Below are 26,617 nucleotides of genomic sequence, written 5' to 3' on the forward strand. Positions count from 1 at the left end.
CCTAAATCCGCCACAACCGACACCACCAATCAGGCTCGGCTGGCAGATTAAGTTCTGGCAAGTCACACCAGCGGCGATGCACCAGATAGTACATACATTCCTGACAGCGCATCTCATCTTCGCCATATGGTTCCAGTAGCCAGCCACTTTCTATCAGCTTCTTTCGAAGATCATCCGCGCTCATTGTACGCAGGTTGTCCAAGATCTTGGCGAATTCCCGGTCGGTTTCGGGAAACGGCTCAACCAATGTCTTAAGGCCCTCCTGAAAATGATCTTCAATCATTCTCAAAAGGGTGGCGTGATCTGCCTGAGACGGCGTGACACCGTACTTTTCTTTGTAGTTGACCTGAGCTTCGGCTGAGGCCGTTTGTTGGTCCGCCATGACCAAGACCTCCCCGACTATGAATTGGCAGGCGAGACTACGCGAGCCTCGCCCTTTTGTCCTGAAATTATCAGGCTGTTCGGAAACGTGCCAATTCGTCACCAGATTTCGCATCGTGGGCGTGCACGGTGCAAACAAGGCAACTGTCGTAGGAGCGGCACACATGACCAACCTCAACTGGGTCGGCGGTGTTTTTGATCGGCGTACCAATCAGTGCTTCCTCAATTGGGCCGCGCTCACCATCCAGGGCCCTTGGACCGACATTCCACGTTGTTGGCGCAATGATCTGGTAGTTCTTGATCTTCCCGTCCTCAACGTCAATCCAATGGCACAGCGCGCCGCGGATCGCTTCCGTCGCGCCCCAACCGCGACCGTCTTTCTCGGTCGGTTTGATGTACCACTCATCATTGAGCTTGAACTCGCGGAGAATACGTTCCGCTTCGCGATAGAGAATGCAAAGCTCATGCATCCGCGCGAAGTGACGCAGCATGACCGACGGGCCACCCATCTTGCGGTACATGTCCAGCACCAAGCCATCGGTGTGCTGGAAGTCATGGCCACCGTCCATGCCAGCCACGAGACGGCGCGCGAGAGGTCCAGCTTCGAGCCGTCCGTTTTCTGCGTGCCGAACGGCAGTCGACCAGCTGTATTTACCTTCCGGGTCGATCGGGTTCTTTTCGACGGGCTTGGTTGTGCGATCGAACGGATGGAATTCGCCCTGCTCGTCATACCAGGCATGTGTCAGGTCTTCGCGGGTGTGAACCTGGTCCATCAGTTTATGCGTATCGGATGCACCATCATAAACCCCAGACTTCATGATGACTGCATCGTTGCGGCCTTCGATGGTTGGGTTCTGGTACTTGTCCTCATGTGGCAGATAGCCCCATGTCACAAACTTGCCATGACCGGTTCCATATTTGTCGAGCCCGATGTCTTTGGACATGCGCCAGAACATTCCGAGGTCAGAGTTGGCATGCTCTGGACGTTCGTCCAGCCACGCTTCGAACTGTTCCAATGTCTGGATTTCTTCGTAGCGCTCCATCGAGCAACCGAGCCAAAGCGGTTCAATCCAGTTGCGGCGGAAATGCTCCAGTATCGACCAGGCGCGGGTGACGTCGGTCAAGGTTGGCGCGCACATGACACCGCCCGGCACCATGTATGAACTGTGTGGCCACTGCCCTCCCAGGAGAGCATAGATTTCGACCGGACGGCCAGAGATCGTTACGCCAGCTTCGTATGAGGTCCCCGTGAACGGCGAATAGCGCTTCACAGCTTCTTCATAGAAAGGGCTCATGGCGTAGTTCTTGTTCGTATAGTCGATCATGAACAAGCCGTAGTGGTGACGTGGCAAAGACTGAATGGATTCCACGATCTGACCAAGGTTCCGGGCCAGAATGGCGTTTCGAGGCACGGTCGTGCCCCACGCCGTATCCAGCGCCCAAGCGGCGCATGTCAGGTGCGATGCACCACAAATGCCACATGCGCGCGGGGTGACGACGAGCCCCGCCTGGGGATCCTTGTCTTTCAGGATTACCTCAAACCCCCGGAAAAGCTCTGCATGGGTCCAGGCATTGGTGACGACGCCGTTTTCGATATCGACACGAACGTCGAGGTCACCTTCAACTCGCCCGACCGGGGAAATATCCAGTGTTTGTACTGCTGCTTCAGACATTTAATTCCTCCCAATCGCCGATTAAACGACGAAGATATCTTCTTCGGCCCAAGCCGGGGCTGCGCCCTTGGCTGCGGCGGTGAGTTTGACATATCCCTTCTTGTCCACGCCGGTTGGCATGTCTTTGGGTACGCCCATGACAGTTTGGGTCTTGAAGACCGTCCCAGGGGCAAGATCGAAGAAGGGGAATTCCGGCTCTGTGCAGCCGAGACAAGGCATACCGGCGCGGGTTTTTGAAGACTGACGGTTCCACAAAATGCGGTTGCACGGGCTGTGTGTCATCGGACCTCGGCAACCCAGGTCATAGAACAAGCACCCTTTGCGTTGACCAAATGCCGTCGTCGATACCTTATACGCAAAATGCATGTTCCGTGTGCACCCCGTTTGGGTGAAGCTCGAGAAGAACGTCTTTGGGCGCTGGAACTCGTCGAGCGTCAGGTCATCTGCACGGCCCGTTGCAACGGCAACAAGGATTTGCGTGACCCAGTCTGGGTGCGCAGGACATCCTGGAATATTAATCACTGGAAGACCGGATTTCGCGGTGAAGCCCTCACCCAAAGCGCCGCCTTTGGCGCGCTTCAGGAATTGCAAGCCTTTACTGTCTGTCGGGTTTGGTGCGTTTGCCGGAATGCCGCCCCAAGTTGCGCAATCGCCGATTGCCACAACAAAATCGGAGGCTTCGGACAGCTCTTTCACCCACTCCTTCATCGGGCGACCGCAGAACCGGTTCCATTCTCCTGTTCCGTTCGGCGCATCAATCACAGTACCCTCGAAGACAAAGATATCGAGCTTGATTTCACCCGATATGCATTTCTCCAGAATCGCCTTCACGTCGTCTCCAAGTTCCAGCCCAAGTGACGGCTGCCAAAGGACATTGATCCCAAAATCCGTGACAAGATCACATGCGCTCGGCTCCTCAGCATTCAGAAATGACATGGTATTGCCCGAGCAAGCCCCGCCTTGGAGCCACAACAGATTGGCCATTTTTCCTCCCTTTCGGCGACACTGCGCCAACTGGCTTCTTCAATCGTTTTCGATTGATTTGCTTGGTCGCATGCCGAGAAACGGCCACGATCTGTCCACGACAGTATACGGCTCGGTGAATCAGAGAAGACTGATTTTCGGTGCTCGTCGTGAACGCAAATCTTCTTGTCGCATGCAAAGAAAGTTTGCTTTCAGCCGTGGCGATTGCCGCATTTGGGACATTCCGCCTCCAGGAAGTAGCTATACCAAATGCCGCGACATCGGCTGCACCAGTGCCCCTTCGCGCCACGGCCCGTGGGGTCAACCTGCTTGGAGAGCTCTGACAAGCCGAGATCTTTGGCGACAGCGCTGGTCGTCGGATAGCGTCGCGAAAAGGGCAGCGGAACCACGCCATCTCGATCCGCCATGTTCAAGCCCCCTGTTCCGCCAAACTGTAGCGCTTGATTTTGTTGGCCAGGCCAACGCGTGACAATCCGAGCTCCTGAGCAGCTTGCGTCTGATTCCAGTTCAACTTTCGAAGTGTTGTCTCAACAATTTTGGCTTCCAGAGATTCGACCATTTCCTTCAAGCTTCCGCCCATAACATCAAGCCCCTGTGGAAGTCGCTCAGAAAACCTCAGTTTGGCGAGGTCAGGCGACAAGTGGCGTTCTGAAATATAGCCACCCTGTTCTGCAATCGCGACCATCTTCTGTACTTCGTTCTCAAGCTCTCGAACATTGCCGGGGTACTGATACCTAGACAGAACAGCGAGAACTTCAGACGTGAACCCCAGGACACGACGGCCGACCACGCCCGCATACTTCTCCAGGAAAAATTCTGCCAAAGCCTCGACGTCCTCCGGCCGCTCTCGCAATGGTGGTATCTCAAGACCAAATCCATTCAGGCGATAATACAAGTCTTTCCTGAAGGACCCATTCGCAACCAGCTCTTCAAGTGGCCGATTTGTGGCGGCTATGATTCTTACATCCGAATAGTGAACACTATCAGAACCAACCGGCTTCACCTCTCCTTCCTGCAAGAATCTTAGGAGCGCAGCTTGAAAGGCGGGAGACACTTCCGAAATCTCATCTAGAAAGACGGTTCCGCCGTCAGCTGCACGAAACAACCCGAGCCGCTCGGCGGCGATGCCCGGAATCGCACCCGCTAAATGACCAAACAATTCTGCTCGGAGTGTTGTCTCGTCCATGCCCCCGCAATTTTGAACATGCATTGGAGACTCGGAACGGGACGAATTGAAGTGAATGGCTTTCGCCATCAGTTCCTTGCCGGTACCAGTTTCGCCCGTGATCAGGACCGATAGTTCTGTTTTGGACGCAGCCTTCGCTTTTGCGACCACGTCCGCCATCTTTGGGCTTGCGTAAACAAGCCGTTCGAATTTGGATATGCCACCTGATACCGAGAGCCGCCTATCTTCATCGAACAACTCGTCATCTACCGACAGTTTGAGTTCTCGCGTGACGATTCTATGCCGACGCGACAGCTCTGAAAGTTCCAAAGCTCTCTTGATTGTCAATCTGACCTGTGAAACGACAACAGGCTTCGTTATGAAAATATAAGCGGCAGAGTCTTTCGCCAGGGCATCCGCCTCGGCGAGCTTTCGAGGGGAGGCCACGACTACACGCGCGACATGCGGGTGCGAAAGACGCATCTTGATCGGCAGGCCAGCTTTGGGGTCTTCACCAATGTCCGCGTCGAATATTAACATATTCACTTCGTGGCTTTCCAAGCGAACAAGAGCTTCCTTGGACGAGCCACATAAATGATATCTATACGCGCGATCCTTCTTCAAAGCCTGCTCAAGAATGAGCTTCAGCTCTTTGTCTTGCGTAACAGCAAGTACTGTTTTGGCTGTCTCGACATTCATAGCGGTAGGCTAACCTATAGTTAACTTACTTTGCAATTCGAAAAGAAAGTTCGCTGAAATGACCGCTTGGCCAACGCGGACTTTTTGGTGGCGTGACGGTGGATTGATCCGCGTTGTGCATGGATTAGGCGGTGCGCTACGGCTGTCATAGATGACCGGTTTTTCAGCCGCACTGCAGAGTCAAAAATTTGCGCTTGCAGCAACTCTCTCGCTGCGTGCGCTCGCAGCGAGAGAGTTGAATTCACAGGTTGGGGCTCCTTCGAGACCTTCGCTGCCATCTACTCCAATGACCGGTACGCTCGCAGACCCTTTCCATCAATATGAACTGGCGGCAGCCTGAGAAGCCTATCCACTGTCACTTTTTCCGATCCGCGTGAGCGCATCGAAGTCGATTTCCTGCTTCTGTTCCGCACCCAGATCTGGCCGGATTTCCGATACCGGCTGAGGCCCATGGACGTCCCACATCACCGCATGTGAGCCTGTACTCCAGCGATAAACCCAACCAACAACACTGCACCCATCGGTCCCGATCAGATTGGCGATCGCGACGCCCTCACCCCTATCATCGTTCACTGTTTACTGACTTCCTGCACTGTGGCGCTGCGAATTGCGGCGTGGGGTTGCAGAGCGTTCACTACGACCGCGCGCCGGGCTTCTTTGATGTTGGCTAACTGGTCCTCAAGGAGGGAATGATCATCAGACCGGGAAAATGGGTTTCCGTGTTCTCAACAATTCATTGGCTTCAAATCCTGTGGTCGGGCTCCGTGGCGGCTTCAACGATCGCCAGAAGCTGGAACGGATCAAAGCCGATGGCACGCGCCAAAACGACCAGTTCGACAACGTCGACCCGGCGCTGACCGCTTTCAAGACGGGCAATAAGGGATTGGTGGCATCTGAGCCTATCCGCCAAGTCTTTCTGGCCGAGGCCCGCTTTGATGCGCGCGTCGACCAACGCCTGGCAGAGTGCCACTTGCCCTTTGCTTCTGATTGTCTTTGCCACGCGTCACATACCTTTTGTGACGTCGCTAGCGGATGAAATCTGTTATCTAAAAAGTAGATATTTGAGGGTGTTATCGGCGTCTGGTTTCCATGGGCTGCAAGTCTGATGCTCCCGAGGCTGCCCATCAATCCCCTACCAATTGCAGAAATCGGCCATAGTCCTCGCTGACTTCGCGCGCTTCCTCGAAAGCGCGGGCGCGTTCGCTGTCGAGGCAACGGAAGTAGCTCTGGATATTCTGGATGTAGTCTTCGAAATCGCCACGGATGATGTCCGCATAGTCTCGCGCTGCCTGCGAATCGCTTGGCAGGAAAGGACGGGCCGGGGCGAAGCAGGATTCCGCGAAACCCGGCCCGGGGAGGCAGATCAGGAGGGCCATAGCTTGTAATGAGAGCAGGCCTGTCAACCTTGGGTTTCTCAAACCTGTTATCTCCTTGATCGCGGACACTGGCCGTGACTAGTGTTTGCGTAACCAAACTACAGCTAAAGCATGATATTACATCTTGCGGTTGATAGTATACTATCGTAACTCTGGGCTTCAAGTGGGAATGCCTGGGGTTGCGCCATTGGAGAAAGCGTGAGCCGGGCCATGAACTGGGACATCGAAGCACCAAATGTGGTTACGGAAGCACGTTTCCGCGAACTCGTGGAAAGTGGCTATAGCGCTGAAATCCTGTGCCAGGAGTCGGCACACAAGAAGGGCCCCAGCTACTACGGGGTCTGGATCATGCGCGTCGTCTCTGACGAGGGCGTGGAGAAGCTGCTGGTCACGGCCCGTACCCGGACGACCTATAACGACATCAAGATCCGCGAGTTCAAGACAATCACGGGCGTGGTGTCTTTCCTCATTGGGATTGGTTTCTCCCATGCCGATGTCCCGCTCGAGGAGGGCCAGCGGACAACGCACAAGCTGGCCGCAACCGACAAGGGCGGCAGCAAGTAGCCTTCTCCTTTTCTGGTTCCTGACGGGTTCCGCCAATGCGCAGATGGTACTGGTCATGGAGAGCGATGGCTCTCTGACCCCGTCCCACTCCCAGGACAGCTTTGCCCGCAATTACAATGGCGGCATTGGCCAGGGTTCGGCGGCTGATGAGCTGGCAATCCTCGGTGAAGATGAACCAGCTATTGAACCTAACGCATTGCGTTTTACAGCCCTTGCCCGCCCGGCACCCCTGCCCCGCGCCGATGTTCTGGCGGCCATCGAGGCCACCGCCCTTCGTTACGCGGGTCATCCCGGGCTGCGGCGCACGGATCTCTCGGTTCGTGATTGGCTGACGCTCTACCGTGCAAATATCGAAATCGAGAGCGCCTACCGGCAGGATGCTGTCTCAAGCGCGGGCGCTATCGGCCTTGGTCAATTGATGCCCGCGACGGCGCGGGATCTGGGCGTCGACCCACGTGATCCGCTGCAAAACCTGGACGGCTCCGCCCGCTACCTTGCGATGATGCTGGAGACGTTTGGCGATCCGCGCCTGGCACTCGCGGCCTACAACGCCGGACCGGATTCGGTCCGCCAGTACGGCGGCATTCCCCCCTACCGAGAAACCCAGAACCACGTCGCCCATGTGATGGCCGTCGTGGCCCGATTGGAAGGATCAAATTCATGAGACAGATTTCAAACCTATTTGTCGCCTCACTGGCGCTCTTCCTACTCGTCGCCGAGCCTGCGCTGGCTCAAAGCATCGACCTCTCCCCGATCCAGAGCCTGTTGCAGGGGATCGTCGATGCGCTGACCGGCCCGCTTGGCGTCGTGATCGCGACACTCGCCGTTCTGGGCGTCTTCCTCAGCTGGTTCTTTAACATCATCGATCTGCGCCAGGCACTCTGGGTGCTTGTCGGCATCGCCGGTGTCGCCGCCGCTCCCACCATTGTTGCCGCGGTCTTCGCCGGTGGCTGAGCGCTCGCCCCTCTTTCTCGGCCTCGTGCGGCCGCCCAAACTTCTGGGCCTGCCCATCATGTACGCGATGGTCTGGCTCTTCGGCTCCGTGCTGCTCTTCGTCTGGGTCCAGCACATCGCGGTGCTGGGCGTGGCCGCCCTGCTCTATCCCGTGCTTTGGAAGGCCGCGGACTGGGATCCGCGCTTCATCGATGTGATGATGACGGCGCTGCAGGAGACACCGCCCACGCGGAACCGGTCCATCCACGGCGGGGACAGCTATGCCCCGTGACGAAGCCTTCGATCTCCGGACCATGACGCCCGACTGGTATGCACGCGAAACCCGCCTCGCGCATATGCTGCCCTATGTCAGCCTGGTCGATGACCGCACCGTGCGAACCCGCGTGAACGAGCTTTTCCAGTGCATCCGGCTCGACGGGGTCAACAGCTACACGACGGATGATGCCTATCTCGACAAGGTGACAGCACTCTTCGCCCGCATCATCGCGCAGCTGGGGCCGGAGTTCAGCTACTACGTCCACAAAGTCTCGAAGGCGATCTCGCCAGACCTCGAGCCCGTGTGCGAGGACAGTTTTGCTGGAGAAGTTGATCGGCTCTGGAGCGCGAAACTTGAGACCAGCGGGTTGCGCGACAAAACCCTGACGCTCACCGTCATTCACCGCCCGCCTCCTAAAAGCGTCCTGCCCTTCCTGAACCGAAGCGCCCCGGACCGGCTGAAGGAGGCAACCGAGAAACGCCTTCGCCGATTGGGCGAGGCCGTGAGTGTGTTCCTGTCGGGCCTGACGGAGTTGAACCCACGTGTGCTTAAGGCCGAGAGCGGCGAACTCATCGGCTTTCTGGGGGCCCTCAACACCGGCCAGGAATTGCCGCTCTATCCGGCCAATACCTACGGCTTTCTGTCGTTCAACGTGGCCAACACGCGAGTGACGTTTCACAGAGATCACTTCGAGCTCTCCGAGGGCGTCGTGGGACATCGCTTCGGGAAGAGCTTCACCATCGGAGAATACTCAGAAGCCACCTCCTGCACCATGTTCGACATGCTGAACCTGCCGGTCGACATGATCGTCACGCATTCCTTCACGCCGATCAACTCGAACCTCATGGCAGGCCGCATCAAGCGGCAAAAACGCCAGATGCAGGCCAGCCAGGACGCTGCCCTGTCGCTCATGGAAGCCCTCGACATCGCCGCCGATGATCTGGAGGCCAAGCGCCAGAGCTTCGGCGAGCATCACATGGTGGTGACGATCTTTTGTGACACGCTGGACGAGTTGCAAACGCTCAGCGCCGAGATCGTCAACGCCGCTGCCGCCGAAGGCGTGAAGATGATCGGCGAGCGGGTCGCGGCCAAGGCGCACTACCTCAGCCAGCATCCCGGCAACCAGCCCAAGCGCGTGCGCGCAAGCGCGATCACCAATCGCAACTTCGCGGATTTCGCGGCCTTCCACCGGACGCAGCTCGGCAAGCCTGCCGAGAAAACCCCTTGGGGCAAGGTCATCACCTATCTGCCAACGCCCGAACAGAGCGCCTATCGGTTTTCCTATCACGAGCAAGGCAGTCCCGAGAAAGAGCCCACCAGCGGGCATACGCTGATCATGGGACGACCCGGGTCAGGCAAATCGGTGCTTTCCGCCTTTCTCATGACACAGGCCCGTCGAGCAGGGGCGCGGATCTTCGTCTTCGATTACCGCCTCGGTATGGAGATGGCGGTCCGCGCCAATGGCGGGCGCTATGCGTCTTTGAAAGCCGGACAGCCCACAGGCCTCAACCCGCTCTGGACCGAGACCGATGCGCGCGGCACGGCATGGCTCTCGGACTGGCTCGCCACCCTGCTCTACCGTGCTGACAAGCCGCTCACGCCTGCCCAGACCAACCGCATCCAGGAAGTGGTGCGCCAGAACGCGCAGGCCACAAACCCGGCACTGCGGAACTGGCGGGATTTCGCATCACTCTTTGTCTCCACCGACGACGGTGGCGATCTGCACCAGCGCCTTCTCGAATGGACCGAAGAGGGCCGCTACGGCTGGATCTTCGGGCAGACGCTGGAAGACACCTTCTCGCTGGAGGGCGATATCGTCGGCTTCGATCTCACCGGCATTCTCGACAGCGAGGCCGAGAAGGAACGTATGGCCGTTCTCTCTTATCTCTTCCGCCGGGTCGAGCGCGAGATCGAGGACCGCCGCCCCACGATCATCGTCATCGACGAGGCCTGGAAGGCACTCGACAACGCGTATTTCGCCGAGCGGCTGTCGAACTGGCTCGTGACTGCGCGCAAGCAGAACACCGTCGCGGTGATGATGACGCAATACGCAAGCCAGCTCGAGCGCACCCGGACCGGCAAGACCATCGTCGAGGCGGTGCCGACGCAGATCCTGCTTCCGAACATCCGCGCCCATGCTGCCGATTACGCGATGCTGAACCTCTATGAGAAGGAACTCGACGTGCTTCTCAACACCGGCAGCGACAGCCGCCTTGCGCTCATCCGTGACGACCAGGGCTCCATCGTCGTCGACGCCGATCTGAGCGCTCTCGGACCCAATCTCACCATCCTCGGCGGCATGGAAAAAGGCGAGGCGCTGGTGGGCGCCGATTACCGCGACCGCCCTGACTTCTGGAGGCTCTCATGACCCGCATTTTGTTTCTTCTCGCCGCGCTCGGCGCTTTGGCCTCCTGCGCCCAATACCAGGAACCGCAGGCCAATTGCTTCACCTACCTGGCCTCGACAGCCCCTGTCGCGCCGGATTGCAGCTTCACGCCCCTCGGCGCACCGGTGGGCGACATTGACGTCTAGGCTGCCTCATATCCTGGCCCTTTGCCTGCTGCCCGGTCTCGCCCTGTCCCAAGGTGTACCCACCAATGACAGCGGGCTGACCGCGCGCGACATCGTCGAAACGGGTGATCGCGAAGCCGACCTCGCGATTCAGGCTGACAAGCTTGCCGTGCGTGAACTCATCGCCGAAATCGAACGGGAGCAATTGGCCACCCTGCAGCGCATCCTCGATGCCCAGACCAGCTTCGGCGGTCAGGGCTTGCCGGCCATGGTCTCGGGGCTGGAAAGCGGCAGCGGCGATCCGACCCGCTCTGTCGAGGCGGTCTATGGCACGGGTGCGATCGATCCCAACCCCGGCGGCGCGCAAATGTTCGGGGATGCGGCAGAAAGCATCGAGCAGCTCATCATCCGCGTCGCCCAGGAGACCAGCGGGTTTGCCGGTGTTGGCCGTGCAGGTCTCTCCCCGGTTCAATGGCGCGCCCTGCTGCAGGCGCTCGTCTGGCAGGAAAGCCGTTTCACCATCGGTGCCCGCTCGCCGGTCGGGGCCTTCGGCCTCACCCAGATCATGCCCGGCACCGCCAGCGATCTCGGCATCAACCCGGAATACTATGACAGCCCTTACCTACAGGTGCATGGCGGTGCTCGCTATCTCGCGGCCCAGCTCAACACCTTCGACGGCAATATCATCAACGCGCTCGCGGCTTATAACGCCGGACCGGGTCGCGTCTTCGAATATGGTGGCGTGCCGCCTTTCGCCGAGACCCAGCACTACGTCCAGGTCATCCCCGAACGCTACAATCTCTACCTAAGCCGCATCGGCGGGATCGAAGCGCTTGGCACGATCGACCCCGCGCTTCTGGCCAATGCCAACCTCTCGCTCACTGGGCACGGCGCGGCCTTCTATGGCAACAACTCACCCGCCGCGATCAGGCAAGCCGCCCTACGTATTGCGGATATCGTCGAACGGATTTCCGAGACCGAGGATGTGCAGGAGAGCGTTGCGCTCAACACTTATGCCCGCGCCGAACTCGTGCGTCTCGTGGCCGCCCGCATCCGGCTTCAGGCCGCCCGCACCCGCGTACTCTCCGCCAAAGAGCTGGCCCAGGCCAGCGCCCGCATGGCCGAAGGCGCGTTCATGGATTTTACGATCAGGGAGATTGAATGATGGGACATCTGCTCTTGAGGACAGCTTTGGCCACGACACTTGGGGTTGGTCTGCATCTTGGCGCCCTATCCCCTGCCCTCGCGCAAGGCGTGCCCGTCGTCGATACCCAGAACATCGCGCAAAACATCCAGCAGCTCCGGCAGATGATCGAAGACGAGATCCTGCAAAACGAGCAGCTGACGCAGCTCCGCGAACAGCTTGCCACACTCACGGATCAACTCGCGGAGCTGCAAAGAACCTATGAAGCGCTCACCCGACTTGCCGAGCTTCCCGAAATCATCCGGACGGAAATGGAAGACGAGTTGAACGGTCTGCTCGACCAGGAGTTCGGGGACATCCTCGCCACGATTGAGGCGATCAAGACTGGGGATTTCTCCGGCCTGTCCGGTTCTGGCGCAGGCGAGATCGAAACCCAGATGGATCGGGTGCTGGCCGATCTCGGATTTGACGATGACACCCTCTCGGAAATGGCCACGAGCGGCAATCCCGGGGCCAACCGCGTGGCGACGCAGGCCACCACCGGTGCCCTTGTCTCGGCGGCGGCCCAGAACAGCTATGAGGATGCCGGCCAATCGCTCGAGCGGGTAGACCGCCTTGTCGGGCTCATTGACGACATGGAAGAGCTCAAGCAAAGCGTCGATCTCAACACGCGCGTGACAGCTGAATTGGCCATCGCCCTCGTGGCGATGTGGCAGCTGGAAGCGATTCAAACGGTGGGCGATGGCACCGGCGGCGTGATCGATGCCGCCACCATCGCCGAGGAACAGCGCTTCATGGATTTCACCCTGCCGGACCTGCGGGCTGACTGATCGTGAGGGAATGAGGGGTGGCTACTGAGCAGGAAATCATCGAAGAAGAGTTGGTCTATGGTGCCCTGCGCCGCGAACGGCTCTGGCAGCGCCTTGGGCTCACCGGGCTCATCTTCGGCATTCTCGGATGCCTGAGCGCGGCGGCTGTCGCGATCCTAGATGTCGATCCGCCGCCCGTGGTTGTGCCCTATGATCCCGCCACCGGCTTCGCGCTCCCCGAGGCTTCCGTGGGCGCGACGTCAGTGACCGCCAACCAGGCGGTCATCGAGGCAGAAGTCTTCCGCTATGTGACCGACCGCGAGGTCTATAACCAGCTCGACAATGATCTGCGCATCCGCAGTGTTCTACGTCGCTCGGACGGGGCGGCCGAGAGCGGATTGCGCCAGATCTGGAACAGCGCCAACGACAACTACCCGCCGACAGTTTATGGCCCCAATGCCCGGCTCGACGTGGAGATCCTCAGCATCAACCGGATCGGAACCAACCGCGCGACGGTCCGCCTGCGCAAGCGCCTGACGTCTATCAACGGCGTCCAAACCGGGCTTTTCACCGCCACGCTTCTCTTCGAGTTCCGCCCCGAGACCCGCCGCTCCATCGATGAGGTCTGGACCAACCCCTTCGGCTTCACGGTCCTCGAATATTCCATCCGCTCCGACAGATTGGAGAATTGAATTTGTACCCAGTTCGACTTGTCATACTCCTGATTGCCCTTTTGCCCGGCCTTGCCTTCGCAGAAGCCATCCCGCGTGGCGGTCCCAACGATAGCCGGGTGCGGCTGGCCACCTACCAGGAAGGCCAGGTCTATCGCCTCAACGTCTCGCTCACCCATGTGACCACGGTCGAGTTCGGGGAAGGCGAAAGCATCCGCTCGATCATCGCGGGCGACACGGAAGGGTTTGAGATCGACGGCGTGCCGGGTGGGCAGGCCTTCGCGATCAAGCCCGTCGCGCGCGGCGTCCATACCAATGTCACGGTCTATACCAACCGCCGCAGCTACTATTTCAACGTCCAGGAGACCCGCAGCCCGACCTTCTACGTGGTCCAGTTCCGCTATCCGGACGACGCTGCGCACCCGACCCGGGCCATCGCGGCCCAAGCGCCGAACTACAACTACGGGGCCAGCGCACGTACCGAGTTCACCCCGACCCGCGTCTGGGATGACGGGACCTTCACGTATTTCGAGTTCCCACGGAACGCGCCGGTGCCCGCAGTCTTTCGCTACGCGAATGGCCGCGAGCGGACGGTGAACACGCAAGCCACCGAGGACAGCGTGATCCGCGTCTCCGGGGTGAACAGGCAATGGGTTCTGCGGATCGGGGAGGAGGTGGTCTGTATAGAGGCCACACCGCCTGCGGGGGTGGGATCATGAGCGACACCGAAAACGCGGACCTCGAGAAACGCCTTGCCGCCCTCGAGCAGGGCAAAGGCGCAGCTTCGCCCCCCGCCCCACGGCGCTCTCCCCTGCTCGCTTTGGTCGTTGTCCTCGTGATCGGCGCGGGCGGTGCATTACTCTATCTCCTGTCTCAACCCGAGGAAGAGGAAGCCCTGCTTACGGCGACACCGGACGTGTTCCAAAACGAAGGCGACGGGTTTGGTGCCATCGAAACTCTGCGCCCACCCGAACCCGAGGTGGTGTTAGTCGCGCCGGATCCGGTGGAACCAAACGCTGAGCTTCTGGCGCAGCTCGCCGCCCTTCAGGCCCAGATCGAGGATTTGCGCAACGCGCCCGAACCGGTGGTCGAGGAAGATACCGCCGCCGCCGAAGCCATCGATGCGCTGACTGCCCAGATCGCCGCCCTGCAAGCCGCGTCGGAAGCCGCGCAGCAGCAGTTTCGCGATGAACTCACGGCACGCGATCGCGAGTTGGAGCAGCTCCGCATGGACCTCGAACTCGCGCAACTCGAAGCCAATCGCCCTGCCCCCGCGCCGTTGGGCCCATCTGAGGACGAGCTGCGCGCACGAGAAGAGGAACGCCTGCGCCGCGAGGAGGAAGCAAGACGGCTCGCGGAACTTGAACGCCGCGCGGCTGAAGAACGCGCGTTTCAAGAGCGCCGCATCACCTCGCCCACCATCGCCTTTGGTGGCACCTCCGGTGCGAATGAGACGGCTCTGACCGAACGCACCTTCGGGGAAGTGACGGATTTTGTGCTAAATGGCGCGCTGCCCACCACAGTAACGCAGGCAGAGGTCATCGCAAACCCTTCCAATACCATCATTCAGGGCACGATGATCCAGGCCGTCATGGAAACCGCCCTCGATAGCTCCCTGCCCGGCCAGACCCGGGCCGTTGTCTCCGAAGATGTCTACAGCTTCGATGGCTCTCGATTGCTAATCCCGCGTGGTGCCCGCGTGATCGGGCGCTATCGCTCTGGCGTTGACATTGCGCAGCGCCGGGTCACCATCGCCTGGGACCGGATCATCCTGCCCGACAACCAGACCATCCAAATCAGCTCCTTCGGCGGCGATGAACTCGGCCGCTCCGGCGTGACCGGCTTTGTCGACACGCGCTTTGATGAGCGCTTCGGCTCGGCAGCGTTGATTTCTCTGATCTCCGCCGCACCAAGCGCCGCCGCTGCAAATGTGCAAGGTGAGACCGCCGCGGACGTGCTCGAAGACGTTGGCGATGATCTTGCGGATGCCACGGATAGCGTCATTGGCGATTACCTCTCGATCGGCCCCGTCATCTATGTCGACCAAGGCGCACGCGTCACGGTCATGGTCGATCGCGATCTGGAGATATTCTGAGCCCGTGTCGCTGAGCTATCTCGAAACCTCGCTCGACCGGATCGACGCCGCCGCGAGCGACGATGTGATCGAGATCTGCATCAATCCCGACGGCAGCTGCTGGGGAGAATTCCAGGGCGATCACTTCATGCGGCAGCTGGACCAGAAGCTGACCGCAACCGAAGTAAAAGACCTCGGCAACCAGATCGCCTCGTCCGCCAACACCACCATGAGCAAGGACAGGCCGATTGTCTCGGTCTCGATCACTTACAAGGGCCGTCCGATCCGCGCACAGGTCATCACACCACCTGCCGTGCTAACGGCGATGTCGATCAGTTTGCGGTTCTTCTCAAGCCTGCCGCTCGATGGGATCGCCCTGGATTTCCTCTATGGCAAGGAGCGCAAACTGGAAGAGCTCCGCCTCGAGAAAACCCGCGAACTACGCGAGGTCGTGGCCGCGGGCGTCATCGCTGATGCCCTGGCCTACTGCGTCGAGAACAAGCTGAACATGATCGTCTCGGGCGGCACCTCCACCGGCAAGACCGTGGCTGCGCGCAAGATTCTCTCTCATGTGCCTACCGAGGAACGCATTGTCACCATCGAGGAAGCCGCCGAGCTTCTGCCAACCCAGCCCAATGCCGTGACCCTCATCGCCAATCGCGACGCGGAATTCCAGACAGCCGATGTCCTGCTCACAGCAACCCTGCGGATGCGTCCCGACCGGATCATCCTCGGCGAGGTGCGCGGCAAAGAGGCCATGACCTTCCTCGAGGCGATCAACACCGGCCATGGCGGTTCAATGACCACGCTGCACGCCGAAACCCCGCAGCTCGCCGTGCAGCGCCTCGCGATCGCGGCGCTCAAGACCGAGATACCGATGACCTATGCCGACATGATCCAGTACATCGAGAACTCCATCGACGTAATCATCCAGGCCGGTCGCCATGATGGCAAACGCGGCATCACCGAATTCTACCTCCCCGGCGCAACTGAGATCGGAGCTTCCCAATGAAGACCTTTGAATATGAAATCCTCAATTTCCCCATGACCGGAAAGACCAGCCTTTCTGACATGAGAGAAACCTTGAATGCTAAAGGTTCAGAAGGCTGGGAGGTCGTCTCGATCAGCTCCTCAGAATTCGCGAATGTTGGGCACACGGTCTTCCTGAAACGCGAATCCACCACTATCGGAGCCACGGCATGAGGCTGGCAAGGCTAACCCTTGTTTTGACCGGGGTGGCCCTGAGCCTACTGGCTGTCCCCGCCTTCGCCGAGCGCAATCTAGTGCCGACCCTCGATCGCAGCTTCAACGTCTGTCCAGACCGGCCCGCTGAACCCGTGTGGATGCAGGAAATCCCCCTGCGCCAAGCCTATCAGCGCGTGTTGGTCCAGGATATCTACCGCGCCCAAAATCTCGAGCGCATCGTCGAGACCGGCAGCTGCGATTGCGAAACCCGGTTCCCCTCTTGGGAGGCCGCCGAGGCGGTGTTTCGCGAGGTCCACGCGAGTGACGAACGATGGGAAATGCTCGAAGCCTCGGATGGCTACAACGGCCGCGCCAACACCGCCCGAACTGTCGCCAAGGCCATCTGCGACGCCGCAGGCAATTGGTAAGGCTGATCCCCGATGAGCGTCGTCACCTATTTCGTTGAAACCTCCCAGGGCTATCTCGACACCGCCGCCGAAACCCAGTTCGGATCGGTTGCGGCAACGGTCGGCACGCTTCTCGTCCTGGGAACAACGCTCGTGGTGATCCTCGTCTTCTTGAACATGATCTACCAATACAAGGCGATGGACGGCCGAACGGCCTTCTGGCTGGCAGTCAAGATCGGACTGATCGGGATATTTGCGACCAACTGGGTGCAGTTCAACGCGCTTTCTGCCGCTATCCTGGCGGGCATCGACAGCATCGCAGGGGCGCTCGTGGCCTCGGTTGGTGGCGGCACCCCGGGTCCCTCTGGCACTTTCGCCGAAGAGTTTGACCGGCTAATCGCGGAACTGGGCGACTATCTCAACGCCGCCGGGTCCGAGCTGAACTGGATGGCTGGCGCCATGCTCGACATTGTCGGGGTCCTCTTGCTCTCGATACTCGGCGGGCTGGCCGCCTTCATCCTTGTGGCATCCCGCCTGATGATCGCACTTCTAATCGGGATCGCGCCGGTGATGATCTTCCTCACCCTCTTCGAGGTGACTAAAGATTACTTCGCACGCTGGCTGTCGGCACTGGTTTCGTTCGCACTCTACCCAATCGTCGTCGCAGGGGTGTTCGCAACGATCACTGGCGTCTCTTCCGCTCTGATCGGTGAGCTTGGCGACCCGGAAGGGGCTTCAAACATAGGTGCGCTCATCCCCTTCTTCATGATGGTCCTCATGGCCAAGGGGTTCATCATTGCCACGCCCTTCATCGTCCGCGCGATCTCCGGCAACATCATGATGCCCGCCCTGTCCGGTGGCCTCGGTGGAAGCTACAGCTTCGCCCGCGCCGCAATGGGCAGCCAGCAGGCCTACAATCGCTACCTTATCGGTGGAGCAAGTGGGGCGGAATATGCCGCCCTTAGAGCGCGGCAGTTTTTTGGTGTGCAGAAGATGCCAGTGCGGCAAGGCATGGGACAGACGGGTCAGGCAAGCGGCACTGGGTCACCCGGGGCCGGGTCTCAAATGCTGGCGCAACTGGCTAGGCTTGGAAGGTTGGGGCGACGATGACGACCCAGAAGGACGAGCAGCGCAACGGCTTTTCAGTTGCCATCACAAGGTGAACTCTCCCAAAAAACTCACGCGAAGGGGTTGATTGACAAGATGCGTATAGTTTATATACCCATCACCAAACGATTCTGGTGGACGATCTCGCTCCACCTGCTCAACGAGGACGTGATATGCGCTGGGGTGTCGAAAAACGATTGGAGTTCATTGAATTCCGCCTCTTTTGGGAGGGCGGGATCAATCGTGCCGACATCGTAGACCAGTTCGGCGTGTCCGTGCCCCAAGCCTCCAAGGACCTGACACTCTACGAGGATAAGGCGCCGGGAAACCTGATCTACGACAAGAGCGCCAAACGCTACAAAGCGGCAGACGATTTCAAGCCGGTATTCATGCAGCCCAATGCATCCGCGTACCTCGCTCATCTGCGCGAGACTAACGGATGTGTGCCTGGTGTGACCGACGCCTGGCTTGCATCGGCGCCGGAGCATGATGCCCTGCCTATTCCGAACCGGCGCGTGGAGCCCGAAGTCCTTCGCGATGTACTCAAAACCGTAAGAGAAGGGCATTCCATCGAGGTTTTCTACCAGTCTATGAGCGCCAAGAAGCCCACCCCTGAGTGGAGGCGGATTTCTCCCCACGCCCTCGGCAATGACGGACTGCGGTGGCATGTTCGTGCCTTCTGTCACATCGACCACAAGTTCAAAGACTTCATCCTCTCGCGATGCATGAAGACCCGAAAGCACGGGTTGTCTGGCGCGTCTGCGAATGACGACAAGCTTTGGCATGATCGCTTCGCGGTGGCGCTTGCACCGAATCCAGCCCTGAGCGAGAGCCAGCGCTCGATCATCGCGCAAGACTATGAGATGACGAACGAGCGCTCCGAAGTCTTGGTTCGGAAGGCGCTGCTCTACTACTTCCTGAAGCGTCTCCGTCTGGATGTCGCAGACAAGCTGGACAATCCCCACGAAGTCCCGGTCGTGGTTGCCAACCGGGCTGCCTTTGACGCCGCGCTCGCGGAGGCAATGGCATGAAATCGATCAACTTCGAAATACTACGTGACGGCTGGCCTGAACTTGCTGGACTAGGCACGTTTGCAGAATCATATGCTCACGCTGACCCAGCAAGTGCACTCGTCAAGCTTCGCCTTTTCGCGGAGAACCTGACAAAGGATATCTATCGCGAGCTCCGCCTGCCAAAGCCGGACTTGCCAACGTTTGTTGATCTCTTGAAGAACGACGCCTTTACCGCGATCACGCCGAAGGTTGTACTCGACAAACTTCACGCGTTGCGGATGCACGGCAACAAAGCCGCTCATGGCGAGCCCGTCAGGAGCCAACACGCGCTATGGCTGCTCAAGGAGGCACATGATCTGGCCCGCTGGATGTGTGTCAGATACGGGCAAGCGACAGCAGACCAGCTTCCCGCCTTTCAACAGCCGAGTATTCCAGGCCAGGTCGAGGAACGGGAACGGCGCCAAGTCCTGGAGAAACTCGCGGCTCAGGAAGCGCAGATGGATGCGTTGCTTGCGGAACTCGAAGAAGAGCGCTCGAAAGCAACCGCAGCCCAAAAGGAAGCAGCTGAGCTCAAACAGCTTGCAGGCTCGGCACAGGCGGCGGCCGATGAACTTCAGTTTAGTGAAGCTGAGACCCGGACGCGGCTCATCGACAGTATGCTGGCGAGTGTCGGCTGGGACATCTCAGAGGGTGTCAAGAGCACGGCACAGGTTGGAAAGGAGGTCGAGGTAGATGGCCAGCCCACAGCCACGGGCATCGGCTACGCCGATTATGTGCTTTGGGATGACAACGGGAATCCTCTGGCCGTTGTCGAGGCAAAGAAAACCTCGACCGACGCCGAGCTCGGTCGCCATCAGGCGAAGCTCTATGCCGATAGCCTCGAGAACCGGTATGGCCACCGTCCGGTTATCTTCTACACGAATGGCTTCGACATCTGGATTTGGGACGACGCCCAGGACTTCCCTCCGCGCAAGCTATTCGGCTTCTATTCGAAGGACAGTCTTCAGCACCTGGCAAACTACCAGCGGAGCCAGAAACAGCCTCTCGACACGATCGAGATCAGTGATCAGATCGTTGATCGTCTGTACCAGCTCGAAGCGATCAAGAGGGTTTCCGAGCGGTTTTCACAGAAGCACCGTCGGGCGCTCGTTGTTCAGGCCACCGGTACGGGCAAGACACGCGTTGCCATCGCGCTGACGGACCTTCTGATCCGGGCCGGTTGGGTAAAGCGCGTCTTGTTTCTCTGTGACAGGAAGGAACTTCGGAAGCAGGCCAAGAACGCCTTCAACGATTTCCTTTCGGAGCCGACGCGGATCATCACGTCGCGCGTAAAAACGAATGCCAGTGAACGGGTCTTCCTGGCGACCTATCCCGCGATGCAAAAGGTCTTTCAGTCGTTTGACCCCGGCTTCTTCGACCTCATTATCGCGGATGAATCTCATCGAAGCATATACAACGTCTACGGAGACATCTTCCACTATTTCGACTGCCACCAGGTGGGGCTAACCGCGACGCCAGTTGACTTCGTTACGCGCAGCACCTTCCGCCTCTTTGGGTGCGAAGGGCAACTTCCAACGTCGAATTACGATCTCGAGCAGGCGGTTCAGGAAGGATACCTGACCCCGTTTGAGGTTTATGAGCACACGACGCAGTTTCTCCGCGACGGCATTGCCCTCGATGGCTTGTCGCCTCAGCAGATCCAGGAGCTCGAAGACCAGGGCGAGGATCCAGCGCAGTATGATTTCTCCTCGGAGCAGATCGACAAGGTCATCTACAACAAAGACACCAACCGTGCGATCCTTCGCAACCTGATGGAAAACGGGATTAAGGACGCAACCGAACAGCTTCTGGGAAAGACCATCATCTTCGCGCGCAACCACCAACATGCGATGCTGATGCGCCAGATCTTTGACGAAATGTATCCGCAGTACGCCGGCAAATTTTGCCAGGTGATCGACAACTATGACCCCAGAGCCGAGCAACTAATCGACGACTTCAAGGGCGAAGGCACCAACAACGATCTGACCATCGCGATCTCGGTCGACATGCTCGACACCGGGATCGACATACCCGAAATAGCGAACCTTGTTTTCGCTAGGCCAGTCAAATCGCCCGTAAAGTTCTGGCAAATGATCGGCCGCGGTACGCGTCTCTGTCCAGACCTCTTCGGACCAGGCCAAAACAAGAGCGTGTTTCGCATCTTCGACCATTGGGGTAACTTTGCCCGCTTCGAGATGGGCTATCGACCCGCCGAACCCACGCAGAGCAAGCCGCTTGCCCAGCTGGTCTTCGAGGAGCGGCTGAACGTTGCCGATGTCGCGCTTCAAAAGAGCGAGATCGCGGCGTTCGACACCGCCATCGGACTTGTCGAGCAAGACATCAACGCCCTGCCGGAGGAGTCGATCGCGGTTCGAGAGAAATGGAAGGAGAAGCGCGCGCTATCACGCCCCGAGGCCTTGAAGTCATTCGCCCCGGCGAACGTCGCTAGGCTACGCCAAGAGATCGCTCCATTGATGCAATGGCGGAACATCCGTGGCTTCGGCGACGCTCTTTCGCTCGATCTCCTCATTGCTCGCATGCAGATCGCCCTGCTGCGTGGCTCAGGTGAGATTGCCGACCTGAAAATCGAGCTCCTTGACCGACTGTCATCCCTCCAGATGCACCTGAACCCGGTCCGCGAGAAGGCGGAAATCATCAAGCGCGTGAAGTCGGATGCGTTCTGGAAGGATGTAACTTTCGCTGACCTTGAGGACGCGCGTCTCCAGCTTCGAGAGATCATGCATCACCGGGCGAAGGGTGGCTCACAGGGCGTTCCTCCGAAGGTGGTCGACATCACTGAGGATGCCGGTCAGATGCAGTTCGCTCGTCGCTCGGCGAGCCTGAAATCCGTCGACATGAAGGCCTACCAGCAGATCGTCGAGGCGGAGCTCAAGAAGCATTTCGACACCAACCAAGTCCTTAAGAAGATCCGTGCCGGCGAAGCAGTGTCCGACCGCGAAATCGACTCGCTCGTATCGCTCGTTCTAACTCAGCACCCAGACGTGCGGCGTGAGCATCTTGAGGAGTTCTTCAGCGAAACCGCAGGTCCGCTATATCTCGCGATTCGTATGATCGTTGGGATGGATCCCGAAGCGGTGCGAGAGAAATTCACCGCCTTCGTCCAGAAACATCCGAAGCTCAGCGCGAAGCAGACACGCTTCCTCGCGCTGCTGCAGAACCACATCGCGCGTTACGGCACGATTGAGGTCGAGCGGCTCTACGACGACCCTTTCACTGTGGTCGATGCCGACGGTCCGGACGGCGTGTTCCAAGACGAGGCAGACATTGCAGATCTTATCAACATCGTGCGCTCTTTTGGCCCCAAGGTCGAAGAGCGCCAAGACGAAAACCCGAATGAGAGGAAACAACAATGATCACGGGTGATCTCAAGCGGCGCGTCGATGCGCTCTGGACGGAATTCTGGCAGGGCGGGATCACCAACCCGCTGACGGTGATCGAGCAGATCACGTTCCTGATGTACGCGCGCCTCCTCGACATCAACGAGGCGCGGGACGAGAACCGCCAGAAGCGGAGCGGTAAGCCGTTCACGCGCCGCTTCAAGGAAGACGAGCAGCACCTGCGCTGGTCGCAGTTCCGGCACCTGGGCTCCGACCAGATGCTGCCACTTGTGCGCGACCAGGTGTTCCCGCATTTCCGCAGCACTGTGGCCAGCGGCACGGCCTTTGCCGAGTTCATGAAAGACGCGCAGCTGATGATCCAGAAGCCCGGCCTTCTAGTGAAAGCGGTCAACATGATCCACGAGTTGCCACTGACCGAGGGTGACACCAAGGGCGACCTCTACGAGTATCTGCTCAGTAAGCTCACGACGGCTGGCATCAACGGCCAGTTCCGCACGCCGCGCCACATCATCCGGCTGATGGTCGATCTGCTCGAGCCAAAACCGACAGATGTGGTGGGCGATCCATCCTGCGGCACCGGCGGCTTCCTTGTCAGCGTGATGGAATACCTGCTCGAAACCTACACCTCGCCTGAGGCGGTAATTGAGGAGACCGATCCGGACACTGGCAATGTCGAGAAGATCTACATCGGCGACAAGCTCAGCGACGAGGACCGCGCGCATATCCGCAGCAACATGTTCCACGGCTTCGACTTCGACGCGACCATGCTGCGGATCGCAGCGATGAACCTGATGCTGCACGGGGTGGATGATCCAGACATCCACTATCAGGATACGCTGAGCACCGGATTCACAGACAAGTATCCAAACCAGGCGACCGAGGGGTTTGACGTCATTCTAGCCAACCCGCCCTTTAAGGGCAGCTTGGATTTCGAGGACGTGCACTCCGGGCTCCTACGCCAGGTCAAAACGAAGAAGACCGAGTTGCTCTTCCTTGCGCTGATCCTGCGTATGCTGAACACCGGAGGCCGATCAGCAACCATTGTGCCTGATGGTGTGCTGTTTGGCTCGTCTGGCGCGCACCGTCAGCTGCGTCAGCTTCTGGTCGACAATAATCAGCTGGAAGCCGTGATCTCTTTGCCCAGCGGTGTGTTCAGACCCTATGCGGGCGTTTCCACGGGTATCTTAGTCTTCACCAAGGGTGGACGCACCGACAACGTTTTCTTCTACGACATTGAAGCTGACGGACTCTCTCTCGACGACAAAAGACAGCCGGTTGAAGAGAACGATTTGGATGATTGCCTAGCGAGCTGGAGAAAACGCAACCCAGCGAGCGATACCGACCGCAAGTCTAAAGCGTTCTTTGTCCCAGCGGCTGAGATCAGAGAAGCTGGATATGATCTTTCCCTTAATCGTTACAAAGAGAGCAGTTATGTCCAAAAAGAAGGCGAACATCCGCAAGAAGTCCTCGGGCGTATGAAGGAACTAAACGATGAAATTTCCAAGGATATCGTCGAGCTAGAGGAAATGCTCGGATGAACTGGCCTATGGTGCGCCTTGATAAAGTTGCAAAGATCGACCGAAAAGGGATCGATCCATCATCTATTGAGGCCGGAACGAAGTATTTAGGCCTTGAGCACATAGCTAGCGGGGGTGAAATCATCAGCGCTGAGTGCGTCGATGAAGGACAGCTTGCAAGTACCAAATTTTGTTTTGAGGAATCGCACGTCCTTTATGGAAAACTTCGACCTTACCTTGCCAAGATCGCTTTGCCTGATTTCTCTGGAATTTGCAGTACGGACATTCTACCGATACAACCCGGCCCCGACTTGGACCGACGATATTTAGCCTTCTTTCTAAGACAGCCACACCTTGTCGAGTTAGCGTCTTCACGGTCGACCGGGGTGAATCTGCCACGTCTAAGTCCGAAAGCGTTGGCCGAGTTTGAAGTCCCACTACCGGCCCTCAATGAGCAGCTGCACGTTGCTGCCGTTCTCGAAAAAGCTGACAAAATCCGGCACAAGCGGGACCAAGCGGTGTCCATGTCAGATGAGCTGTTGCGAGCTGTCTTTCTTGATATGTTTGGCGATCCTGTGCTCAACACGAAACAAATGCCAACGGCAGCACTGGGCGACATCATTAAGGTTTCCAGTGGAAACGGCCTCACCGCCAAGAAAATGGACCCAAACGGCAGGCACCCTGTTTACGGCGGTAACGGGATAAACGGATTCCATTCCGAATACATGTTCGATGAACCACAGATCGTTATCGGACGAGTTGGTGTATACTGTGGAGCGGTACATGTAAGCGAACCGAAAGCGTGGATCACTGATAACGCTTTGTATGTCCGGGAGTACAAAAGGCCTGTGAACCAGACATACTTGGCCTGGGCTCTGAGGTTTGCAGATCTCAATCAGTATGCTGGCCGAGCAGCACAACCGTTGATTTCAGGGAGCAGGATCTATCCAATTGAGATCGTTCTGCCAAACGAAGATTTGCAAAACAACTTTGCAGCATTTGTGGAGCGGCAGAAGAAATTCGAAGCTAAGTTGCTGGCCGCTTGCAATGACGCAAAGTCGCTCTTCGACTCCCTGTCTCAACGTGCGTTTCGCGGGGAGCTGTGAGGTACCACCATGCGTTTGACCAGAATCGAGATTGAGAATTTCAAGGGCATTGGCACACTCCAAAGTATTGAACTGAAGCCGATCACGCTCCTTTTTGGTCCAAACAGCGCGGGAAAAAGCACGATCCTGCAGGCGCTGCACTACCTGCGCGAAGTGATCGAGCGCAACAACCCTGACCCGGACCAGACGATCGCCGGGGGCCTCACCGACCTCGGCGGCTTTGCCAATCTCGTCCATGGGCATGAGACTGACCAGTCCATCCACATCAAGGTCCATCTGGATATCGGGGACGATCAGGGCAGCGACCGACTGCCGCTCAATTCCGGTGGCAACCTGCAAGACCCGCAGTTCATAAACCTGCCGGTGCAGTACATCGCGGGTGAAAACACCGAACTGAAAACCTACGCCGTCGTGCAGGAGGTGGGCATCGGCATCGAGGTTGCCTGGAGCGATTTCGTCCAAGCCCCCTATGTCGCGAAGATGTCGGTCGAACATAACGGTGAGGAAATGGCCGTTCTCCGCTCACCCCCACAGGAGGGTCAGGCCGAGCTGATCGATATCAACTGGCAGCATCCGATGCTTGAAAAGCTGGTCGATCCGGATGATGAGCCGGAAGGCTGGGATGAGGGTTTGCCGACCGCGCTCGGATTTGATCCTGAGGCCGAAAAGGGCGACCCCTTCAAGTCACCGCTCGGGAACGAGCTCTATGAACTTTCCCGCCAGATCGTGGCGGATGCGCAGGTCAATGACCGCGTTCGGTTTCGGGTCAAGGTCGATACCGAATTCGGAGCGTTGCCCGATCTGGACCGTCCGCTTGCGCTCGATCTGGTTGAGCTCGACAAGAACCTGATCCGGATGCGCTATGCGCGCGGCGCCTCCGTTCCGCGCCTGTCGGACAGCGACGAACTGCGCGCCGCCGACGAACTCGACCTAGAGACATATCGCCGTGCCGGCTTGAGCGCGCTTCTGGACGAGATGGTTCTCGGCCCTGTCCGGATCCTGCGCGACTATCTAAAGTCACTGACCTACATCGGGCCGCTCCGCGACATACCCAGCCGTGGCTACCGTCCGCGCCTTTCGCCTGACGAGTCACGCTGGGCACAGGGCCTTGCTGCCTGGGACGTGCTTCATAACCAGACCACGGAGCACCTGCTTGAAAGCGTGAATGACTGGCTCTCCTCCGATCTGAAGCTGAGGACCGGCTACCAGCTGCAGCAAACTGTCTTCAAGCAGGTCCCCAACACCAGCCGGTTCCACCAACTATTTCAGCGGGGTATCGATGAAGACGACCTTGGCGACCTGCAGGAGCTCTACGCTTCGTTGAAGACCGTCAAGGAGTTCCGGTTGCTTGATCTCAACAAAGGGGTGCTTGTTGCACCGAGCGACGTTGGTGTGGGCATTTCTCAGATGGTGCCAGTCGTTGTCGCGTGCCTGATGGACCCTGACGGCCTGATCGCGATTGAGCAGCCCGAGCTTCATATTCACCCGGCCATCCAGGTCGGACTTGGTGATCTCTTCATCGAAGCGACGCAAGGCCCACAACCGGCAGTTGGTCCCGAGCGCAGCCTTTTGATCGTGACCTGCCCCCCGAGGCTCCCTCGTTCATAACGAGAGTTTGCGGGT

General features: G+C 58.6%; 26 protein-coding genes. 20 read left to right on the top strand and 6 right to left on the bottom strand.

Features of this window, described 5'->3' with window-relative positions:
• Position 1: 1 nt before the first annotated feature.
• From ATO11_RS18870 to ATO11_RS18895, 6 genes are all read right to left on the bottom strand, one after another.
• Positions 2-382 carry a hypothetical protein gene (locus ATO11_RS18870; RefSeq protein ID WP_207382989.1) on the bottom strand — a complete coding sequence of 127 codons (381 nt, stop codon included), beginning with the start codon at positions 380-382 and terminating at the stop codon, positions 2-4.
• A gap of 70 nt (positions 383-452) precedes the next feature.
• Positions 453-2,054, bottom strand: a complete 1,602-nt coding sequence (locus ATO11_RS18875; protein WP_050532487.1) for a nickel-dependent hydrogenase large subunit — start codon at positions 2,052-2,054, stop codon at positions 453-455.
• Between the two features lie 21 nt (positions 2,055-2,075).
• On the bottom strand, positions 2,076-3,038 hold the full coding sequence (locus ATO11_RS18880) for an NADH-quinone oxidoreductase subunit B family protein (protein ID WP_050532488.1): 963 nt from the start codon (positions 3,036-3,038) through the stop codon (positions 2,076-2,078).
• 409 nt (positions 3,039-3,447) lie between these two features.
• Positions 3,448-4,902 carry a sigma-54-dependent transcriptional regulator gene (locus tag ATO11_RS18885; protein ID WP_050532489.1) on the bottom strand — a complete coding sequence of 485 codons (1,455 nt, stop codon included), beginning with the start codon at positions 4,900-4,902 and terminating at the stop codon, positions 3,448-3,450.
• A gap of 742 nt (positions 4,903-5,644) precedes the next feature.
• Positions 5,645-5,902: a helix-turn-helix domain-containing protein gene (locus ATO11_RS18890; protein WP_040610014.1), complete on the bottom strand. Its 258-nt coding sequence runs from the start codon at positions 5,900-5,902 to the stop codon at positions 5,645-5,647.
• 124 nt (positions 5,903-6,026) lie between these two features.
• The gene (locus tag ATO11_RS18895; RefSeq protein ID WP_050532490.1) at positions 6,027-6,278 is read right to left on the bottom strand and encodes a hypothetical protein; all 252 of its coding nucleotides are present in this window, start codon (positions 6,276-6,278) and stop codon (positions 6,027-6,029) included.
• A 210-nt stretch (positions 6,279-6,488) separates the two neighbouring features.
• On the opposite strand from ATO11_RS18895, the gene ATO11_RS18900 reads away from it, so the two are divergent.
• The 20 genes from ATO11_RS18900 to ATO11_RS18990 all read left to right on the top strand — a co-directional run bounded on the left by ATO11_RS18900 (position 6,489) and on the right by ATO11_RS18990 (position 26,602).
• Positions 6,489-6,842 carry a hypothetical protein gene (locus ATO11_RS18900; protein ID WP_012187165.1) on the top strand — a complete coding sequence of 118 codons (354 nt, stop codon included), beginning with the start codon at positions 6,489-6,491 and terminating at the stop codon, positions 6,840-6,842.
• 43 nt (positions 6,843-6,885) lie between these two features.
• Entirely contained in the window at positions 6,886-7,506 is a 621-nt protein-coding gene (locus ATO11_RS18905) for a lytic transglycosylase domain-containing protein (RefSeq protein ID WP_050532491.1), read from the top strand.
• Positions 7,503-7,796 (top strand): TrbC/VirB2 family protein, encoded by a 294-nt coding sequence (locus ATO11_RS18910; RefSeq protein WP_050532492.1) that lies wholly within the window; start codon positions 7,503-7,505, stop codon positions 7,794-7,796. The genes ATO11_RS18905 and ATO11_RS18910 overlap by 4 nt, the downstream gene beginning before the upstream one ends.
• The gene (locus ATO11_RS18915) at positions 7,789-8,067 is read left to right on the top strand and encodes a VirB3 family type IV secretion system protein (protein ID WP_008327373.1); all 279 of its coding nucleotides are present in this window, start codon (positions 7,789-7,791) and stop codon (positions 8,065-8,067) included. The genes ATO11_RS18910 and ATO11_RS18915 overlap by 8 nt, the downstream gene beginning before the upstream one ends.
• Entirely contained in the window at positions 8,057-10,420 is a 2,364-nt protein-coding gene (locus ATO11_RS18920; protein WP_050532493.1) for a VirB4 family type IV secretion/conjugal transfer ATPase, read from the top strand. The genes ATO11_RS18915 and ATO11_RS18920 overlap by 11 nt, the downstream gene beginning before the upstream one ends.
• Complete coding sequence (locus ATO11_RS22225) at positions 10,417-10,584, top strand: hypothetical protein (RefSeq protein ID WP_165587000.1); 168 nt, start codon at positions 10,417-10,419, stop codon at positions 10,582-10,584. The genes ATO11_RS18920 and ATO11_RS22225 overlap by 4 nt, the downstream gene beginning before the upstream one ends.
• Entirely contained in the window at positions 10,574-11,728 is a 1,155-nt protein-coding gene (locus ATO11_RS18925; protein WP_207382990.1) for a lytic transglycosylase domain-containing protein, read from the top strand. Before ATO11_RS22225 ends, ATO11_RS18925 begins: the two co-directional genes overlap by 11 nt.
• On the top strand, positions 11,728-12,537 hold the full coding sequence (locus ATO11_RS18930; RefSeq protein WP_050532508.1) for a type IV secretion system protein: 810 nt from the start codon (positions 11,728-11,730) through the stop codon (positions 12,535-12,537). The genes ATO11_RS18925 and ATO11_RS18930 overlap by 1 nt, the downstream gene beginning before the upstream one ends.
• A gap of 17 nt (positions 12,538-12,554) precedes the next feature.
• Positions 12,555-13,208 (top strand): VirB8 family type IV secretion system protein, encoded by a 654-nt coding sequence (locus ATO11_RS18935; protein WP_050532494.1) that lies wholly within the window; start codon positions 12,555-12,557, stop codon positions 13,206-13,208.
• Positions 13,209-13,210: 2 nt separating this feature from the next.
• Positions 13,211-13,906, top strand: coding sequence for a TrbG/VirB9 family P-type conjugative transfer protein (locus ATO11_RS18940; RefSeq protein ID WP_050532495.1), 696 nt, complete (start codon positions 13,211-13,213; stop codon positions 13,904-13,906).
• Positions 13,903-15,282 carry a TraB/TrbI/VirB10 family type IV secretion system protein gene (locus ATO11_RS18945; protein WP_050532496.1) on the top strand — a complete coding sequence of 460 codons (1,380 nt, stop codon included), beginning with the start codon at positions 13,903-13,905 and terminating at the stop codon, positions 15,280-15,282. Before ATO11_RS18940 ends, ATO11_RS18945 begins: the two co-directional genes overlap by 4 nt.
• A gap of 4 nt (positions 15,283-15,286) precedes the next feature.
• Entirely contained in the window at positions 15,287-16,273 is a 987-nt protein-coding gene (locus ATO11_RS18950; RefSeq protein WP_050532497.1) for an ATPase, T2SS/T4P/T4SS family, read from the top strand.
• Positions 16,270-16,464 (top strand): DUF4177 domain-containing protein, encoded by a 195-nt coding sequence (locus tag ATO11_RS18955; protein WP_050532498.1) that lies wholly within the window; start codon positions 16,270-16,272, stop codon positions 16,462-16,464. Before ATO11_RS18950 ends, ATO11_RS18955 begins: the two co-directional genes overlap by 4 nt.
• Positions 16,461-16,874, top strand: a complete 414-nt coding sequence (locus ATO11_RS18960; RefSeq protein WP_050532499.1) for a hypothetical protein — start codon at positions 16,461-16,463, stop codon at positions 16,872-16,874. Before ATO11_RS18955 ends, ATO11_RS18960 begins: the two co-directional genes overlap by 4 nt.
• 12 nt (positions 16,875-16,886) lie before the next feature.
• The gene (locus ATO11_RS18965; RefSeq protein WP_050532500.1) at positions 16,887-17,963 is read left to right on the top strand and encodes a TrbL/VirB6 family protein; all 1,077 of its coding nucleotides are present in this window, start codon (positions 16,887-16,889) and stop codon (positions 17,961-17,963) included.
• Positions 17,964-18,133: 170 nt separating this feature from the next.
• Positions 18,134-18,991, top strand: coding sequence for a BrxR family helix-turn-helix transcriptional regulator (locus ATO11_RS18970; RefSeq protein WP_050532501.1), 858 nt, complete (start codon positions 18,134-18,136; stop codon positions 18,989-18,991).
• Positions 18,988-22,386 carry a DEAD/DEAH box helicase family protein gene (locus ATO11_RS18975; protein ID WP_050532502.1) on the top strand — a complete coding sequence of 1,133 codons (3,399 nt, stop codon included), beginning with the start codon at positions 18,988-18,990 and terminating at the stop codon, positions 22,384-22,386. The genes ATO11_RS18970 and ATO11_RS18975 overlap by 4 nt, the downstream gene beginning before the upstream one ends.
• Positions 22,383-23,909: a type I restriction-modification system subunit M gene (locus ATO11_RS18980; RefSeq protein WP_050532503.1), complete on the top strand. Its 1,527-nt coding sequence runs from the start codon at positions 22,383-22,385 to the stop codon at positions 23,907-23,909. The genes ATO11_RS18975 and ATO11_RS18980 overlap by 4 nt, the downstream gene beginning before the upstream one ends.
• Complete coding sequence (locus tag ATO11_RS21375) at positions 23,906-24,994, top strand: restriction endonuclease subunit S (protein ID WP_082176463.1); 1,089 nt, start codon at positions 23,906-23,908, stop codon at positions 24,992-24,994. The genes ATO11_RS18980 and ATO11_RS21375 overlap by 4 nt, the downstream gene beginning before the upstream one ends.
• 9 nt (positions 24,995-25,003) lie before the next feature.
• Positions 25,004-26,602 (top strand): ATP-binding protein, encoded by a 1,599-nt coding sequence (locus ATO11_RS18990; RefSeq protein ID WP_050532505.1) that lies wholly within the window; start codon positions 25,004-25,006, stop codon positions 26,600-26,602.
• Positions 26,603-26,617 lie beyond the last annotated feature (15 nt).

The sequence above is a fragment of the Pseudaestuariivita atlantica genome (assembly GCF_001205715.1).
Lineage (GTDB): Bacteria > Pseudomonadota > Alphaproteobacteria > Rhodobacterales > Rhodobacteraceae > Pseudaestuariivita > Pseudaestuariivita atlantica.